The 13,500-nt window shown below is 67.0% G+C and carries 15 protein-coding genes; 9 read left to right on the plus strand and 6 right to left on the minus strand.

What is annotated here, in order from left to right:
* Positions 1 to 41 precede the first annotated feature (41 nt).
* The 4 genes from ipdC to echA20 are packed head-to-tail and all read right to left on the minus strand — an operon-like array spanning position 42 to position 3,497.
* A complete protein-coding gene (gene ipdC, locus G6N49_RS27200; protein WP_011562063.1) occupies positions 42 to 1,112 on the minus strand; it encodes a (3aS,4S,5R,7aS)-5-hydroxy-7a-methyl-1-oxo-octahydro-1H-indene-4-carboxyl-CoA dehydrogenase in 1,071 nt (356 codons plus the stop codon).
* A complete protein-coding gene (gene ipdB / locus G6N49_RS27205; protein ID WP_011562062.1) occupies positions 1,109 to 1,858 on the minus strand; it encodes a cholesterol ring-cleaving hydrolase subunit IpdB in 750 nt (249 codons plus the stop codon). The genes ipdC and ipdB overlap by 4 nt, the downstream gene beginning before the upstream one ends.
* Entirely contained in the window at positions 1,855 to 2,742 is an 888-nt protein-coding gene (gene ipdA, locus G6N49_RS27210) for a cholesterol ring-cleaving hydrolase subunit IpdA (RefSeq protein ID WP_011857163.1), read from the minus strand. Before ipdA ends, ipdB begins: the two co-directional genes overlap by 4 nt.
* The gene (gene echA20, locus G6N49_RS27215) at positions 2,739 to 3,497 is read right to left on the minus strand and encodes a (7aS)-7a-methyl-1,5-dioxo-2,3,5,6,7,7a-hexahydro-1H-indene-carboxyl-CoA hydrolase (RefSeq protein ID WP_011857162.1); all 759 of its coding nucleotides are present in this window, start codon (positions 3,495 to 3,497) and stop codon (positions 2,739 to 2,741) included. The genes ipdA and echA20 overlap by 4 nt, the downstream gene beginning before the upstream one ends.
* 54 nt (positions 3,498 to 3,551) lie before the next feature.
* On the opposite strand from echA20, the gene G6N49_RS27220 reads away from it, so the two are divergent.
* Entirely contained in the window at positions 3,552 to 4,328 is a 777-nt protein-coding gene (locus G6N49_RS27220; RefSeq protein ID WP_041925172.1) for an SDR family oxidoreductase, read from the plus strand.
* A gap of 15 nt (positions 4,329 to 4,343) precedes the next feature.
* Positions 4,344 to 5,249, plus strand: a complete 906-nt coding sequence (locus G6N49_RS27225; RefSeq protein ID WP_011562058.1) for an SDR family oxidoreductase — start codon at positions 4,344 to 4,346, stop codon at positions 5,247 to 5,249.
* A gap of 4 nt (positions 5,250 to 5,253) precedes the next feature.
* Here G6N49_RS27225 and G6N49_RS27230 read toward each other — a convergent pair whose 3' ends face one another.
* Positions 5,254 to 5,706, minus strand: coding sequence for a nitroreductase family deazaflavin-dependent oxidoreductase (locus tag G6N49_RS27230; protein ID WP_011857160.1), 453 nt, complete (start codon positions 5,704 to 5,706; stop codon positions 5,254 to 5,256).
* A gap of 21 nt (positions 5,707 to 5,727) precedes the next feature.
* Between G6N49_RS27230 and G6N49_RS27235 the strand changes: the two genes are divergently transcribed.
* Positions 5,728 to 6,108 carry a DUF8021 domain-containing protein gene (locus G6N49_RS27235; RefSeq protein WP_011857159.1) on the plus strand — a complete coding sequence of 127 codons (381 nt, stop codon included), beginning with the start codon at positions 5,728 to 5,730 and terminating at the stop codon, positions 6,106 to 6,108.
* 4 nt (positions 6,109 to 6,112) lie between these two features.
* On the opposite strand, the gene G6N49_RS27240 is transcribed toward G6N49_RS27235, so the two are convergent.
* On the minus strand, positions 6,113 to 7,276 hold the full coding sequence (locus G6N49_RS27240; RefSeq protein ID WP_011857158.1) for a steroid 3-ketoacyl-CoA thiolase: 1,164 nt from the start codon (positions 7,274 to 7,276) through the stop codon (positions 6,113 to 6,115).
* Between the two features lie 121 nt (positions 7,277 to 7,397).
* On the opposite strand from G6N49_RS27240, the gene G6N49_RS27245 reads away from it, so the two are divergent.
* The 6 genes from G6N49_RS27245 to G6N49_RS27270 are packed head-to-tail and all read left to right on the plus strand — an operon-like array spanning position 7,398 to position 13,449.
* A complete protein-coding gene (locus G6N49_RS27245; RefSeq protein WP_011857157.1) occupies positions 7,398 to 8,681 on the plus strand; it encodes a cytochrome P450 in 1,284 nt (427 codons plus the stop codon).
* 27 nt (positions 8,682 to 8,708) lie between these two features.
* Positions 8,709 to 9,719 (plus strand): acyl-CoA dehydrogenase family protein, encoded by a 1,011-nt coding sequence (locus tag G6N49_RS27250; RefSeq protein WP_011857156.1) that lies wholly within the window; start codon positions 8,709 to 8,711, stop codon positions 9,717 to 9,719.
* Positions 9,719 to 10,882, plus strand: coding sequence for an acyl-CoA dehydrogenase FadE29 (gene fadE29 / locus G6N49_RS27255; RefSeq protein WP_011857155.1), 1,164 nt, complete (start codon positions 9,719 to 9,721; stop codon positions 10,880 to 10,882). The genes G6N49_RS27250 and fadE29 overlap by 1 nt, the downstream gene beginning before the upstream one ends.
* 28 nt (positions 10,883 to 10,910) lie before the next feature.
* Positions 10,911 to 11,864, plus strand: coding sequence for a bifunctional MaoC family dehydratase N-terminal/OB-fold nucleic acid binding domain-containing protein (locus tag G6N49_RS27260; RefSeq protein WP_011857154.1), 954 nt, complete (start codon positions 10,911 to 10,913; stop codon positions 11,862 to 11,864).
* A complete protein-coding gene (locus tag G6N49_RS27265) occupies positions 11,861 to 12,292 on the plus strand; it encodes a MaoC family dehydratase (RefSeq protein WP_011857153.1) in 432 nt (143 codons plus the stop codon). Before G6N49_RS27260 ends, G6N49_RS27265 begins: the two co-directional genes overlap by 4 nt.
* A complete protein-coding gene (locus tag G6N49_RS27270; protein WP_011857152.1) occupies positions 12,292 to 13,449 on the plus strand; it encodes a 17-hydroxy-3-oxo-4-pregnene-20-carboxyl-CoA lyase in 1,158 nt (385 codons plus the stop codon). The genes G6N49_RS27265 and G6N49_RS27270 overlap by 1 nt, the downstream gene beginning before the upstream one ends.
* Positions 13,450 to 13,500: the final 51 nt, after the last annotated feature.

The following is a 13,500-nucleotide window of genomic DNA, read 5'->3' on the forward strand; positions in this document are numbered from 1 at the left end:
GCTTCATTTTGACCAAATTCAGCTATTTGCTTCATAGATGATCACTCGATCAGCGCCGCGGCCGCCCTGAGGTGCTTGACGGCGTCGTCGACGATCGAGGGCACCAGTTCAGCGCACGACGGCAGATCGTCGAGAATCCCGGCGACCTGACCCGACGCCAGCACACCGGCGTCGGTGTTGCCCTCGACCAACCCGGCCTTGAGGAGCATGGGGGTGTTGGCCGCCATCACGACCTGCGCCCAGGTGAGTTCCTTGCCGTGCCGCATTGCCAGGCCGTCCTTGACCATCGACCGCCACGTCATCCCGGACATCTTCTTGAACTTCTGGGCGTTGCCCACCGCCGCGGCGAAACCCCGTACCGGTGAACCGCTCTCGAGCTTCTCCACCAGTCCGGTCCGCAACACGCGGTGCGGCATCCCGTCGACGCGGGTGGAGACGACCGTGCCGTCGAGAGCGGCCTGCAGATAACGCTGTTTGACCGCGTCGGGCACCGTCGAATCCGACGTCAGGAGGAAGCGGGTACCCATGGCGACTCCGGCGGCACCGTACGACAGGGCCGCTGCGAGCCCGCGCCCGTCGAAGAAGCCGCCCGCGGCGATCACCGGCATGCCGGTGTCGGCGACGGCGTCGAGGACCGAAGGCAGCAGCAGCGTCGTCGCGATCGGCCCGGTGTGGCCACCGCCTTCACCGCCCTGCACGATGACTGCGTCGGCGCCCCACGAGGCGACCTTCTTGGCGTGCTTGGCGAGCCCGACCGACGGGATGACGACGACACCCGCCTCCTTGAGCTTCGCGATCAGGTCGGGTTTCGGCGCCAGCGCGAACGACGCGACCTTCACGCCCTCGCGGATCAGCAGGTCGACGCGGTCGTTCGCATCACCGGCGTCGGCCCGGATGTTGATGCCGAACGGTTTGTCCGTGGCGGCCTTGACCTTGGTCACCGCCGTCTGCAGTTCCTCGAGCGTCATGGTCGCCGAGGCCAGGATGCCCAGCCCGCCGGCGTTCGACGTCGCCGACACCAGACGCGCCCCGGCCACCCAGCCCATCCCGGTCTGCACCACGGGGTGTTCGATGCCGACCAGTTCGGTCAGCGGGGTCCGCAGCCGGGTCACGATCGGATTTCCCTGTCGCGCAGGGACTTCGGATCGATCACCTCACGGATCAGGCGCAGCTCCTCGTCGGAGGGCAGGCGGGTCACCTCGGCGGTGTCCAGGCCGTGGACCTCGAAGGAGGTGTTCTCGGCGACCTGTTCGGCCTCGACGCCCGGATGCAGTGACAGCGCGCGCATCTGGTGGTCGGGTCCGTTGAAGTCGAAGACGCCCAGATTGCTCACCACTCGGTAGACGTCGAGGAACCGGTAGGCCGGATTGTCGGGGTCCACCTTGTCCCACCCCACGCCGGACACGATGTCGACCGATTCGCCGAAGACCCTCGTGCTGTGCCCGCCGACCCAGTAGCTGGTGGCGTGGTTGATGGTGTTGCCCGGTGCGCCGCGCACACCGAACATCTGCCGCTTCGGATGCTGGATCGCGCCGAAGGCCGACAGGTTCTGGTTGCCGTAGCGGTCGATCTGGTTGGCGCCCATGACGACGTGGCGCCGGCCCCAGGTCAGCGTCTCGAAGACGCGACCGAACGGCATCCAGCCCTCGATGGCGCCCGTCGCGCCGAGCGCGGGCGTATCCGCCAGCAGGCGGGCCTCACCGTCGGTCAGCAGGATGTCGGGGGAGAAGGTCAGGCGTGCGAGTCGGGCGCCGATCGACACCATGTTCGCCATCGGGCTGACCATGATCTCACCGGCGTCGCGGAACAGCTCGGCACACGCGACGGCGCACACCTCGGCGCGGGTCGGCTCGGTCATTTCGCGGCTCCCTGCTCTTCGGCGAACTTCCGGACCGCGGCCTGGTAGTCGTCCTCGCTGCCCGAAAGGTATGTGCCGACGAACTCGGCCCAGGACTCGTCGGACCCGGCGGCCTCGGCGTAGTGCCGCTGGAACTTCTCGTCGCGGCGGTAGTCCGGTTCGGCGGTGGTGAAGTGCGCTCCGTTGGGGGCTTCGACGACGGAGTCGACCATCATCCGGTTCACCAGCAGCGCCTGTGGCGGAACGGCTTTGACGAGCTCATCGGTGGACACCACCTTCTCGACGCTCATCAGCCGCTTCTGCGCCGACATCAGGAACAGGTCGTCGAAGTAGGGGTCGATGCCGGTGTAGGCGGCGTTGCCCTGGGCGTCACCGACGTTGAGGTGTACCAGCGCCACGTCGAGGTTGAGCGCGGGCATCGCGATCAGTTCCTCGTAGCCCTGACCGGTCGGATAGGGCGAGCGCACGGTCTTGAGCTCGTCGCCCCAGAACTTGCGGACGTCGCTGCCGAGTCCGGCGCGGATCGGCAGGAACGGCAGGCGTTGTGCGGCGGCCTGCAGACCGCACCGCAGCATGCCCTCGTCCATCTCGCGCGCCTCGATCGATCCGCTGGTGCGCGCCTTGGAGAACCAGGGGTCGTAGAACGGGGGTGAATCCAGCGATACGAAACCGTAGTAGACCCGTTTGACCTTGTTCGCCGAGCACAGCAGCCCGAGGTCCGGTCCGCCGTAGGTGACGACGGTGAGATCGGTGACATCGGTGCGCAGCAGCGCACGGATGAGCGCCATCGGCTTGCGGCGTGAGCCCCAACCGCCGATGCCGATGGTCATCCCGCTCTCGACGGAGGCGACGGCCTCGTCGAGACTCGTTGTCTTATCGGTCATTTCGTATCGCCCTTCGATGTCCCGGCGAAGGCGTCGCGGTGCTCGTCGGACACTCCCGCCAGGTTCAGCTCGAATGTGAAGCCCTGCTCCATGCGGTATCTCGCGTTGACCGGCTGGACGTCGATGAAGTTGAGGGCTTCCTTGGCGGCGCGGATCACGCGGGTGTCCTTGCTCGCGATGTCGCGGGCCACCCGCAGCGCGGACTCGTCCAGGTCCTCGCGCGGCACCACCTCGTGTACCGAACCGAAGTGGTGCAGGGTCTCGGCGCTCACGGTCGCCGCGGTGAAGAACATGCGGCGCATCATGTGTTGCGGCACCAGGCGCGAGAGGTGGGTGGCCGCACCCAGTGCGCCACGCTCGACCTCGGGCAGGCCGAACTTCGCATCGTCGGAGGCGACGATCACGTCGGCGTTGCCGACCAGACCGATGCCACCACCGACGCAGAAGCCGTTGACCGCGGCGATGACGGGAACCTCGCATTCGTACACCGCGCGGAAGGCGTGGAAACAACCGCGATTGGCGTCGATGAGCGCCGTGAAGCCCTCGGTGTTCTGCATCTCCTTGATGTCGACACCGGCGTTGAAGCCGCGGCCCTCGGCGCGCAGGATCACCACGTGGGTGCTGCGGTCCCGGCCCGCCGCGGTGATCGTGTCGCCGAGTTCGAACCAGCCCCGCGACGGGATCGCGTTGACGGGCGGGTAGTCGACCGTGACCGAGACGATGCCCGGTTCCACGGTCTTTGTGGTGATCGGCATGCAAACTCCTGGGGGTCTCTACCTAAGCAAGCACTTGCTTGGTACGCTAGCACAGTGAGCGACGCCGCTGGAATCAAACTGGGACTCGACGGCCGAGTGGTGTTGGTGACCGGCGGCGTCCGCGGTGTCGGCGCCGGTATCAGTGCGGTGTTCGCAGCTCAGGGCGCCACGGTCGTGACCTGCGCGCGTCGGCCGGTCGACGGCAGCCCCTACGAATTCCACCCCTGCGACATCCGCGACGACGACTCGGTGAAGTCGCTGATCGACGCGATCGTCGGCGCGCACGGCCGCCTCGACGTGGTGATCAACAACGCCGGCGGTTCGCCCTACGTCCCCGCCGCCGAGGCGTCGGCCAAGTTCAGCAGGAAGATCGTCGAGCTGAACCTGCTTGGCGCCCTGTCGGTTTCCACCCACGCCAACGCCGTCATGCAGACCCAGGAGCGGGGTGGGTCCATCGTCAACATCACCAGCGTCAGTGCCAGACGCCCGACGCCGGGCACCGTCGCATACGGTGCGGCCAAGGCGGGTGTGGAGAACATGACCACCACGCTCGCCGTCGAATGGGCGCCCAAGGTCCGGGTGAACTCGGTCGTGGTCGGGATGGTCGAGACCGAGCAGGCCGAACTGTTCTACGGTGACGCCGACTCGATCGCCGCGATCTCCCGCAACGTGCCGTTGGGTCGACTGGCCAAACCGGACGACATCGGCTGGGCGACGGCGTTTCTCGCCTCCGATGCGGCGTCCTACATCAGCGGCGCATCGCTCGAGGTGCACGGTGGTGGCGAACCCCCGCACTACCTGTCGACCACCACCGCCGACATCAAAAAGTAAGAGGAGACAACACATATGGGACTGCTCGACGGCCGCGTGGTCATCGTGACGGGTGCGGGCGGCGGCATCGGCCGTGCGCACGCACTGGCATTCGCCGCCGAAGGCGCGCGCGTGGTGGTCAACGACATCGGTGTCGGCCTGGACGGATCGCCGGCCGGCGGCGGCAGCGCCGCGCAGAGCGTCGTCGACGAGATCACCGCCGCCGGTGGGGAAGCCGTCACCAGCGGTGCCAACGTCGCGGACTGGGCGCAGGCCGAGGGACTGATCCAAACGGCGGTCGACTCGTTCGGCGGACTCGACGTCCTGGTCAACAACGCCGGCATCGTGCGGGACCGGATGTTCGCCAACACCAGCGAAGAGGAGTTCGACGCGGTCATCGCGGTGCACCTCAAGGGGCATTTCGCCACCATGAAGCACGCTGCGGCGTACTGGCGCGCACAGTCCAAGGCCGGGAAGACCGTGGACGCCCGCATCGTCAACACCAGTTCCGGTGCCGGCCTGCAGGGCAGCGTCGGACAGGCCAACTACAGCGCCGCCAAGGCGGGTATCGCGGCCATGACGCTGGTGGCCGCCGCCGAGATGGGCCGCTACGGCGTCACCGTGAACGCCATTGCGCCGTCGGCGCGGACCCGGATGACCGAGACGGTGTTCGCCGAGATGATGTCCACCCAGGGCAACGACTTCGACGCCATGGCGCCGGAGAACGTCTCCCCGCTGGTCGTGTGGCTGGGTAGCACCGAGTCCCGCGACATCACCGGGCAGGTGTTCGAGGTCGAAGGCGGCAAGATCCGCGTGGCCGAGGGGTGGGCCCACGGGCCGCAGGTCGACAAGGGCGCCCGTTGGGACCCCGCCGAACTCGGACCCGTCGTCGCGGATCTGCTGGCAAAGGCGCGGCCGCCGGTGCCGGTCTACGGCGCCTGAGGAACTACGGTTCGCAGATGACGATCGGGATCTCCCGGTCGGTCCACGATCGGTAGCTGTCGAAGTCCGGGTACATCGCGGTCAGTTTCGGCCAGTAGTGCGCGTGCTCGTCCTCGGTGGCGAGCCGCGCGGTCAACGTCAGCACGTCATCCCTGATCTGCACCTGCACTGTGGGATTCGCCCGCAGGTTGAGGTACCACATCGGATGCTTGTCGCTGCCGCCGCGGGACGCGACCAGGATGACCCGCTCGCCGTCGCGCAGAAAGATCAACGGGCTGACCCGCGGTTCACCGGTCTTGCGGCCGATGGTGGTCAACAGCGCGACCGGTGCCTTACCGAAGGATCCGCCGAGGCGGCCGCCACTGAGCTTGTACACCAACGTGTTTCCACGCGACATCCACTTGATGAAGAAGTCGGCGGCCGGTGAGTTCAGTCTGGTGGGCGGTGACTTCGGCATGGGGTCTCCTATGCTCGATGGATGGACACTGTTTCCGACAGCGACCGCATCGCCGCGGCCGAAGCGTACGTCGACGCACTCGCCACCCACCGGGCGGACGCGGTGCCGTTCGCGCCGGGCTGCGTGCGGATCGAGGTCGGGCTCAAGACCGGGTTCTCCGGAAAACACCTGCGCCGCAGCCTGACCGGTGGACCGCAGTACCGGATCATCGCGGCCACCACCGACCGGACGTTCCGCGTCGTCGGCGATGAGGTGCATGCGACCTTCACCGTCGTCACCAAGGCCAGGGCCGCCGGTCGCCGCGTGGTCGCCCATGTCGACGAGACCTTCCTGATCCCGGCGTCCGATGGTCTGATCCACCACATCCGGGCGAGGATCCGGCCTGCGATCGTGCCTGCCTAGCGCTTCAGATCCGCTCGATGATGGTGCCCGTCGACAGGGCCCCGCCCGCGCACATCGTGATCAGCGCGGTGCCCTTACCGGTGCGTTCGAGTTCGTGCAGCGCGGTGGTGATCAACCGGGCACCGGTGGAGCCCACCGGATGTCCGAGGGCGATCGCGCCGCCGTTGACGTTGACCTTGTCCATATCGGCGTCGTGTACCTGCGCCCACGACAACACCACCGACGCGAACGCCTCGTTGATCTCGACCAAGTCGATGTCGCCGAGCTTCATCCCGGCCTTCTCGAGCACCTTGGCGGTCGACTGGACGGGTCCGTCGAGGTGGTAATAGGTCTCCGCGCCGACGTTGGCCTGCGCCACGATCCGGGCACGCGGCTTCAATCCCAGCGCCTTCGCCTTGTCCTCATCCATCCACAGCACCGCGGCGGCGCCGTCGGAGATCTGCGAGGAGGTGCCCGCGGTGTGGATTCCGCCTTCCATGACCGGCTTCAGTTGGGCCAGCCCCTCGAGGGTGGTGTCGCGCAGACCCTGGTCCTTGGACACCGGTGCGCGCTCGGAGGTCGGCTGCTTGTTCTCGTCGAGCACCGGGGCCACGATCGGCGAGATCTCCCGGTCGAAGCGGTTCTCGGCCCACGCCTGCTTGGCCTTGGCCTGCGACGCGAAGCCGAGCCGGTCGATGTCCTCGCGCGTGATACCGCGGCGCTTGGCGATGCGTTCGGCGGCCGCGAACTGGTTGGGCATGTCGATGTCCCACGACTCCGCGCGGATCTTCGAGCGGTCGGGTCCGGCGTTCGCGCCGAGCCCGACCCGGCTCATCGCCTCGATACCGCAGGCGATACCGATGTCGATGGCGCCGGTGGCGATCAGGCCGGCGACCAGGTGGTTGGCCTGCTGGGCGCTCCCGCACTGGCAGTCGATCGTGGTGGCGCCGACATGCTCGGGCAACCCCGCGGTCAGCCAGCTCACGCGGGTGATGTTGTTGGACTGCTCGCCGTACTGGGTGACGCAGCCGCCGATGAGCTGCTCGACGTCGCCCGGATCGATCCCGGCTTTCTCGACCAGAGCCTTCTGCACCGCACCCAACAGTTCGGTCGCGTGGAGTCCGGACAGCCATCCGTTGCGCTTTCCGATCGGACTGCGGGTGGCTTCGACGATGACAGGGTTGCCCATTGCGTCAGGCTAGAACACGTTTCATTCGTCTGACAAGCAGCGATGCCACCGTGCCTTTCATCTGCGGTGGAGGCATGTTTTACTGACACTAGAACACGTTCCAATTGAGGAGTGCTTTCCTATGCCAGGCCCTAACTCGTGCCCCATAGCCCCTGACTTCGACTTCCTCGACGCGAATCTCAACCTCGAGCGTCTGCCGGTGGCCGAGCTCGCGGAGTTGCGCAAATCCGAGCCCGTCCACTGGGTGGATGTGCCGGGCGGAACCGGGGGCTTCGGTGACAAAGGCTACTGGCTCGTCACCAAGCACGCGGACGTCAAGGACGTCTCCAAGCGCAACGACGTCTTCGGCAGCTCGCCCGACGGCGCCATCCCGGTGTGGCCGCAGGACATGACCCGCGATGCGATCGACCTGCAGAAGGCTGTCCTGCTGAACATGGACGCACCGCAGCACACCCGCCTGCGCAAGATCATTTCGCGCGGTTTCACCCCCCGTGCCGTCGGACGCCTCGAGGACGAACTGCGGGCACGCGCCCAGAAGATCGCCGAGACCGCTGCCGCCGAAGGCGCCGGCGACTTCGTCGAACAGGTCTCGTGCGAGCTGCCGCTGCAGGCCATCGCCGAACTGCTCGGTGTGCCGCAGGACGATCGGGACAAACTGTTCCGGTGGTCCAACGAGATGACCGCCGGTGAGGATCCGGAGTACGCCGACGTCGACCCGGCGATGTCGTCGTTCGAACTGATCACCTACGCGATGAAGATGGCGGAGGAACGGGCCAAGAACCCGACCGAGGACATCGTCACCAAGTTGATCGAAGCCGACATCGACGGTGAGAAGCTCTCCGACGACGAGTTCGGCTTCTTCGTGGTGATGCTCGCGGTGGCCGGCAACGAGACCACCCGCAACTCGATCACCCACGGCATGATCGCGTTCTCCCAGAACCCCGATCAGTGGGAGCTCTACAAGAAGGAACGGCCGGAGACCGCCGCCGACGAGATCGTCCGCTGGGCCACCCCGGTATCGGCCTTCCAGCGCACCGCGCTGGAAGACACCGAACTCGGTGGCGTACAGATCAAGAAGGGGCAGCGGGTCGTGATGTCCTACCGGTCGGCGAACTTCGACGAAGAGGTCTTCGAGAACCCGTACCAGTTCGACATCCTGCGTAACCCCAACCCGCACGTCGGGTTCGGCGGCACCGGCGCCCACTACTGCATCGGCGCCAACCTGGCCAAGATGACGATCAACCTGATCTTCAATGCGATCGCCGACAAAATGCCGGACCTCAAGCCGATCGGTCAGCCGGAACGGCTGAAGTCCGGGTGGCTCAACGGCATCAAGCACTGGCAGGTCGACTACACCGGCGCCGGCGGGCCGGCAATCGAACAGAAGTGCCCCGTCGCTCAGTAGGATTTCCCGGGATCAAGGAGGATTCGGGTGGATTTCAGTCCAGACGAGGGGCAGCAGGCTGTCGCCGATGTGGTGACGGCGGTGCTCGAGCGTGACAACTCTTGGGACGCCCTGGTTTCCGGCGGCGTCACCGCGCTCGGGGTGCCGGAACGCCTCGGCGGGGACGGCGTCGGCTTGGCCGAGCTCGCCACCGCGCTGACCGAGATCGGCAGGCGCGGCACCATCAGCCCGGCGCTCGCCACGGTCGGACTCGGGCTCGTCCCGCTGCTCGATCTGGCTTCCGACGAACAGCAGGACCGCTACCTCGCAGGCGTGGCCAAGGGCGCGATCCTGACCGCCGCGCTCAACGAGCCGGGTGTGGCGCTGCCTGATCGGCCGGCGACCACGCTGACCGGCGGGCGCCTCAACGGCACCAAGGTCGGAGTTCCGTATGCCGGTGCGGCTGAATACATCCTGGTGAGCACCGACAACGGTGTCGTGGTGGTGTCGGCGTCCGCCGACGGCGTGCAGGTCACCGAGACGCCGACCTCCAACGGCGGGGACGAGGCTGCGGTCACGTTCTCCGACGTCGCGGTCGACGACGCCGATGTGCTGGGGTCCGGTTTGGAGGCGGTCCGTCGTGTCAATGCGCTGGCGCTGGCCGCCACCGGGGCGTTCGCCGCCGGGCTGGTGGCTGGTGCGCTGCGGCTGACCGCGGACTACGTCGCCAACCGGCATCAGTTCGGACGTCCGCTGTCGACGTTCCAGACCGTCGCCGCGCAGCTTGCCGAGGTGTACATCGCTTCTCGCACATTGGATCTCGCGGCGAATTCGGTGGTCTGGCGGCTAGCTGAAGGGCTTGACGCCGCTGACGACCTCGAGGTGCTCGGGTACTGGCTGACCTCGCAGGCGCCGCCGGTCATGCAGACCTGCCATCACCTGCACGGCGGTATGGGTATGGACATCACCTACCCGATGGACCGCTACTACTCGACGATCAAGGACCTGTCCCGGTTACTGGGCGGCCCGTCGCATCGTCTGGACCTGGTGGGAGTTTGATGTTCATCGATCTGACGCCCGAGCAGCGGCGGCTGCAAGCCGAACTGCGGGAGTACTTCTCGACGCTCATTTCGCCCGAAGAGCGCGATGCCATGGAGACCGACCGGCACAACGAGGCCTACCGCGCGGTGATCAAGCGGATGGGCGCCGACGGCAAGCTCGGCGTCGGCTGGCCGAAGGAGTTCGGCGGCTTGGGTTTCGGCCCCGTCGAGCAGTCGATCTTCGTCAACGAGGCGGCCCGCGCGGACGTCCCGCTGCCCGCGGTCACGTTGCAGACCGTCGGCCCGACGCTGCAGGTGTACGGCACCGAAGCGCAGAAGAAGAAGTTCCTGCCGGCGATCCTCGCCGGTGAGGTGCACTTCGCGATCGGCTACTCCGAACCCGAGGCCGGCACCGATCTGGCGTCGCTGCGGACCTCGGCGGTGCGGCACGGTGACGAGTACATCGTGAACGGGCAGAAGATGTGGACCACCGGCGCCCACGACGCCGACTACATCTGGCTGGCGGCGCGCACCGACCCGGAAGCCGCGAAACACAAGGGCATTTCGATCCTGATCGTCGACACCAAGGATCCCGGCTACTCCTGGACGCCGATCATCCTGTCCGACGGCGCCCACCACACCAACGCCAGCTACTACAACGACGTCCACGTTCCCGCCGACATGCTCGTCGGTGAGGAGAACGCGGGCTGGAAGCTGATCACCACCCAGCTCAACCACGAGCGCGTCATGCTCGGACCGGCGGGCAAGGTGGCCGGCATCTACGACCGCGTGCACGCGTGGGCGTCGAAGCCCGGGTCCAACGGGGTGACGCCGCTCGAGAACGACAACGTGCGGCGCGCCCTGGGGGAGATCCGCGCGGTCTGGCGGATCAACGAGCTGCTCAACTGGCAGGTCGCCGCGGCCGGGGAGACCATCGCGGTCGCCGACGCCGCCGCCACGAAAGTGTTTTCGACAGAACGCATTCAGCGGATCGGACGGCTCGCCGAGGAGATCGTCGGCGCCTACGGCAACCCGGCCGAACCCGATACCGCAGAACTACTGCGCTGGCTCGACAGCCAGACCAAACGCAACCTCGTCATCACCTTCGGAGGCGGGGTCAACGAGGTCATGCGCGAGATGATCGCGGCGTCGGGTCTCAAGGTGCCGAGGGTGCCGCGATGAGCGCTTGCGCGAAGAGCAGGGGACAGCGGTGAGCGCGGATCTCCAGCCCGACATCGAGAAGATCAAGGCGGAGGGCCGCAGCGAGCCGCGGGCCGGCCGGGATCCGGTGAACCAGCCGATGATCCACCACTGGGTCGACGCCATCGGCGACAAGAACCCGATCTATGTCGACGACGAGGCCGCCAAGGCTGCCGGGCACCCCGGCATCGTCGCACCGCCGGCGATGATCCAGGTGTGGACGATGGGCGGCCTGGGTCAGGGCCGCTCGGACGACGACCCGCTGTCGAAGATGATGAACCTGTTCGACGAGGCCGGCTACGTCGGGGTGGTCGCGACCAACTGTGAGCAGACCTACCACCGGTATCTGCAGCCCGGCGAAGAGATCACCATCCACGCCGACATCACCGACGTGGTCGGTCCCAAGCAGACCGCACTGGGCGAGGGCTACTTCATCAACCAGCTCATCACCTGGACCGTCGACGGCGGCGAAACCGTCGCCGAGATGAACTGGCGCATCATGAAGTTCAAGCCGAAGGCAGACGACCGACCGGCCGTGCCCGAGGACCTGGACCCGGACAAGCTGATGCGGCCCGCCTCGTCCAGGGACACCCAGTTCTTCTGGGACGGCGTCAATGCCCACGAGTTGCGCATCCAGACGCGCCCGGACGGGACGCTGCAGCATCCACCCGTGCCCGCGGTCTGGGCCGACAAGGACGCCCCGGTCGACTACGTCGTGGCCGCCGGGACCGGCACGGTCTACAGCTACGTCGTGCACCACGCGCCGAAGGTGCCTGGGCGCAGCCTCCCGTTCGTGATCGCGCTGGTCGAACTGGACGAGGGTGTGCGGATGCTCGGCGAGTTGCGGGGCGTCGACCCCAGCGAAGTGCAGATCGGAATGCCTGTGCGCGCAACGTATATCGATTTCCCCGACAGTGACGTCAGCCCGGCGTGGACGCTGTACGCGTGGGAGCCGGCCCGGTGAGCGCCCCTGGGTCCGATGTCGCCGCCGGGGCGGCTCCGCACGTCGAGGTGGGTCACAAACTGCCCGAACTCCAGATCTACGGTGACCCGACGTTCATCGTGTCGACAGCGATCGCCACTCGCGACTACCAGGACGTGCACCACGACCGGGACAAGGCGCAGGCCAAGGGCTCCAAGGACATCTTCGTCAACATCCTCACCGATACCGGTCTGGTGCAGCGCTACCTGACCGACTGGGCCGGACCGTCGGCGCGGATCAAGTCGATCGGCCTTCGACTGGGCGTCCCGTGGTACGCGTACGACACCATCACGTTCACCGGTGAGGTCACCGCCGTCGACGACGGCGTCACCACGGTGAAGGTGGTGGGCGCCAACAGTCTCGGAAATCACGTCATCGCCACGGCGACACTCGTTTTGGGGGACCACTGATGCTCTCCGGAAAGGCCGCGATCGCGGGTATCGGCGCGACCGACTTCTCCAAGAACTCGGGTCGCAGCGAGCTTCGCCTCGCGGCCGAGGCCGTACTCGATGCGCTCGACGACGCCGGTCTCGCGCCGTCGGACGTCGACGGCCTGGTGACCTTCACGATGGACTCGAACCTGGAGACCGCCGTCGCACGTTCGACCGGCATCGGCGAGTTGAAGTTCTTCAGCCAGATCGGTTACGGCGGAGGGGCGGCGGCCGCCACCGTGCAGCAGGCGGCACTGGCCATCGCGACCGGGGTGGCCGAGGTCGTGGTGGCGTACCGGGCGTTCAACGAGCGTTCGGAGCACCGCTTCGGTCAGGTCATGACCGGCCTGACGGTCAACGCCGACTCCCGCGGTGTGGAGTACAGCTGGTCCTATCCGCACGGCCTGAGCACGCCGGCCGCGTCGGTGGCGATGATCGCGCGGCGGTACATGCACGAATTCGGCGCCACCAGCGCCGATTTCGGCGCGGTCTCGGTAGCCGACCGCAGACACGCGGCGAACAATCCGAAGGCGCACTTCTACGGAAAGCCCATCACCATCGAGGATCACCAGAACTCGAGGTGGATCGCAGAACCGCTGCGGCTGCTGGACTGCTGTCAGGAGACCGACGGCGGCGTCGCGATCGTGGTGACCACCCCGGAGCGCGCCAAGGATCTCAAACAGCGCCCGGCGGTCATCGAGGCAGCCGCCCAGGCCGCAGGTGCCGACCAGTTCACGATGTACTCGTATTACCGCGAGGAACTCGGACTGCCGGAGATGGGTCTGGTCGGGCGCCAACTGTGGGAGCAGAGCGGATTGTCGCCCACCGACATCCAGACGGCGGTCCTCTACGATCACTTCACCCCGTACACGCTGATCCAACTCGAGGAGTTGGGCTTCTGCGGTAAGGGTGAGGCCAAGGACTTCATCGCCGGCGGTGCGATCGAAATCGGCGGCAAGCTGCCGATCAACACCCACGGCGGCCAACTCGGTGAGGCCTACATCCACGGGATGAACGGCATCGCCGAAGGGGTGCGCCAACTGCGCGGCACGTCGGTGAACCAGGTCGACGGGGTCGAACACGTCCTGGTCACCGCGGGTACCGGCGTGCCCACCTCGGGGCTGATCCTCGGCTGAATTCCCGCGGGTACTCCCGCCAGCTACGCGGTAAAGTTTGCTGACGAAGAA

Origin of the sequence: Mycolicibacterium monacense (assembly GCF_010731575.1) — a bacterium.
GTDB lineage: Bacteria > Actinomycetota > Actinomycetes > Mycobacteriales > Mycobacteriaceae > Mycobacterium > Mycobacterium monacense.

Excerpts from the sequence above, each read along its gene's own strand:
- G6N49_RS27225 (WP_011562058.1), top strand. The coding sequence starts at position 4,344 with ATGGGACTGCTCGACGGCCGCGTGGTCATCGTGACGGGTGCGGGCGGC.
- ipdA (WP_011857163.1), bottom strand. The coding sequence starts at position 2,742 with ATGACCGATAAGACAACGAGTCTCGACGAGGCCGTCGCCTCCGTCGAG.
- fadE29 (WP_011857155.1), top strand. The coding sequence starts at position 9,719 with ATGTTCATCGATCTGACGCCCGAGCAGCGGCGGCTGCAAGCCGAACTG.
- G6N49_RS27235 (WP_011857159.1), top strand. The coding sequence starts at position 5,728 with ATGGACACTGTTTCCGACAGCGACCGCATCGCCGCGGCCGAAGCGTAC.
- G6N49_RS27230 (WP_011857160.1), bottom strand. The coding sequence starts at position 5,706 with ATGCCGAAGTCACCGCCCACCAGACTGAACTCACCGGCCGCCGACTTC.
- G6N49_RS27240 (WP_011857158.1), bottom strand. The coding sequence starts at position 7,276 with ATGGGCAACCCTGTCATCGTCGAAGCCACCCGCAGTCCGATCGGAAAG.
- ipdB (WP_011562062.1), bottom strand. The coding sequence starts at position 1,858 with ATGACCGAGCCGACCCGCGCCGAGGTGTGCGCCGTCGCGTGTGCCGAG.
- echA20 (WP_011857162.1), bottom strand. The coding sequence starts at position 3,497 with ATGCCGATCACCACAAAGACCGTGGAACCGGGCATCGTCTCGGTCACG.
- G6N49_RS27270 (WP_011857152.1), top strand. The coding sequence starts at position 12,292 with ATGCTCTCCGGAAAGGCCGCGATCGCGGGTATCGGCGCGACCGACTTC.
- G6N49_RS27245 (WP_011857157.1), top strand. The coding sequence starts at position 7,398 with ATGCCAGGCCCTAACTCGTGCCCCATAGCCCCTGACTTCGACTTCCTC.